The sequence below is a fragment of the Shewanella sp. 11B5 genome, assembly GCF_002836795.1.
In the GTDB taxonomy this organism is placed as follows: Bacteria; Pseudomonadota; Gammaproteobacteria; order Enterobacterales; family Shewanellaceae; genus Shewanella; species Shewanella frigidimarina.
Genome location: NZ_PJAP01001038.1, coordinates 1 through 2,563, shown reverse-complemented (window position 1 = coordinate 2,563; position 2,563 = coordinate 1). Strand labels below are relative to the sequence as shown.

1 protein-coding gene and 1 pseudogene are annotated in these 2,563 nt (G+C 43.5%); both read right to left on the bottom strand.

All coding sequences use genetic code 11. From position 1 onward, the window contains the following. Positions 1–1,826 (bottom strand): glycoside hydrolase family 15 protein (locus CXF78_RS19985; protein ID WP_102037741.1); only part of this gene is annotated, 1,826 nt, incomplete at its 3' end. A 57-nt stretch (positions 1,827–1,883) separates the two neighbouring features. After that, positions 1,884–2,563: pseudogene (locus CXF78_RS19980) on the bottom strand (MFS transporter); the annotation flags it as partial.

The following is a 2,563-nucleotide window of genomic DNA, read 5'->3' as shown; positions in this document are numbered from 1 at the left end:
TTATTAGGGTTACCATTTGGGCTAATGCGCACATAATAAGGTGCCGCTTTACCTTTGGAATCTGTTTGACCTAATAAGCCTGTGGTGGTGACCATCGTTGTTTCGAGCTGACGTTGTAGCTTACGTGCTAAATCGGCATACTCAGGTGCTTGTTCATCTTTCGCTAGCGCTCCAATATCACTGGCAGCCACTAAACCGGCAATTACGGCTGCAGTTGTGGATGGAGAGAATCCTGCTTGCTCTTCCCAGCGTTCTTGTTGAGTACTTGGAGGAATAATTTTAGTGTCATTCCAATCCAGTTTTACTTTGCCGCCTTTAACTAAAAAGTTAGCGGCTGGTTTAAGCATGTCGTTGTACCATTGGGTTATTTCTGTATCGTTAAGTACACCTGCTTGCCACAGTTTCCAGCCGAGCATGATTGGCATGGCAGTTTGATCGAGCTGCACGCCAACCCATTCAATTTCACCATCGACATGCGTTTTTTGTAAAAACCATCCAGGAGTACCTGCAAAACCAGGTGTTTGTTGTTGAACTTGAACCTGCTTTAAATATTCAAAAGCCACTTTGGGTGTTTGAGTATCGCCCATGGCTAAAAATGCCATTGCACATTGGTAAAAATCACGTGGCCATACCGCTTTATAGCCTGTGCTGCCTACTTTAGCTGAAACCGTATCACCCCAAGGATTTGAAAGTGATGCGATTAACGCACCAGCATGGGTTTTATCTTCTTGAGCTTTTAACACTAAGGCGCTGGCATAGAGTAATTTACCGTTATCTGTAGTGTTGCTGCTCATGTCATTTAATGGCTTCAGCGAGGCTAAGTAATCTTTCCAGCCAAGATGTTTATCGTCGCCTAAATACGCTTGTTTAACGGCGTCATAACCCGCATCTAATGTCGCTTGAGTGGTGGCTAAGCTGCTTGCTTTGTCTTGACCAAAACCAATAACCAAATTAAAGCTTAGGCTGTCATTAACATTGGCAAGGGTGGGGTATTGTGCTGTTAGCGCGACGTTACCGCCTTGATTGGTGTCGCTAGTGGTTTGGTAATGATAATCAAGTTTACCGTTATCTTGTAAATCGACAATACCATCAGATGTGCCGACGAACCCAGCGCTAGCGGCGACAAAATCGACATCTGTTTTAACAGTCATTACCGTTGAATTAGTGTCACTTGTGTAAGCCACTAGCGATTGGCCTTCAACACTAGCAATGTCATTGGCACCACTGTTATCAATGTGCGGATTGACATAAAGGTGTGGCGTAATGCCAGCCTCAAAAGCAGTAAAGGTGACTTTCATCATCAAGCTATTTCTATCGGGATCGGTAAAGATATGTTTTTCTATTTGGTATTTACCTTCAACATCTTTATTAATGACTTTATAAGCCAGCGATAATGGTCGTCCCATATCATCAGTATCTAAATACTCAATAGTGCTGATAGTATTGTTTTTTTCAGTATCGACAAAGCCTTTGCCAGAGATAATAAATTGCAGTTCTTTAAGCTGGGCATTGTGAATAAGGCCAAACATGGTTTCGGTTAATACGCCTTGAGCAATCGAAAACCATACTTTACTGACCGGGTTTGCAGCTGTGTCTTGATAATTGCCGTTAACATAGGGCTCGTAAGATGTGCCTATGCCAGTTTTTCCTGAGAAAGCCCAAGTAGGTTCTGTGCCTGGCGTACCGGGTGCGACGTTAACAACTTGAGCTTGTGTGTTTACTTGAGTATCTGCAGGTGAGCACGCACTTAAGGCTAGAGCCATCATACTGGTCGTAACAGCTTTCGCTATGATACTGCGATGCGTGAGTAAATGTGGTTTTAACATGGAATTCCCCAAAATAATAATCTCAATCTAGTTACCAGTGACAAAGACTGGTAATCCTTATTGTGTTTGCTTGTCTTGATCGACAAATAGCACCGCAATGCCCGACAGCATCATAAATATCCCGCCTAGCACTAAAGCGTAAATTGGTTGTCCATCAAAAAATACCTTAAGCAATAAGCCAAGAATACTGGCCGCTAACAGCTGTGGAATTACGATGAAGAAGTTAAAAATTCCCATGTAAATGCCCATTTTTTTCGGGGGTAATACACCAGACAACATGGCGTAAGGTACCGATAGAATAGATGCCCAGGCAAAACCGACGCCAATCATTGGTATCCACAACAGGTTAGGGTTTTCAATAAACAAAAAGCTGATGAGACCCGCACCGCCAATAAACATGTTGATGGTATGGGTGAGTTTAATGCCGACGGCCTTAGCTAGAAACGGAATAATAATCGCAGCAATTGCAGCAAAGCCGTTATACGACGCGAACAACATACCGACCCAATCTGCACCGTCATTATAGGCTTGGGATACCACATCAGTGGTGCCGTAATGATACGAAGTAACGGCCGCTGTGGTGTAAATCCACATTGCAAATAGGGCAAACCAAGCAAAAAACTGCACCAGTGCTAGCTGACGCATGGCTTTGGGCATATGAAACAAATCATCGACAACATTAAACGTCATGCCTAATCCGTCGCGCGTTACTGACGATTCAGTGTTGCTGTTTGACA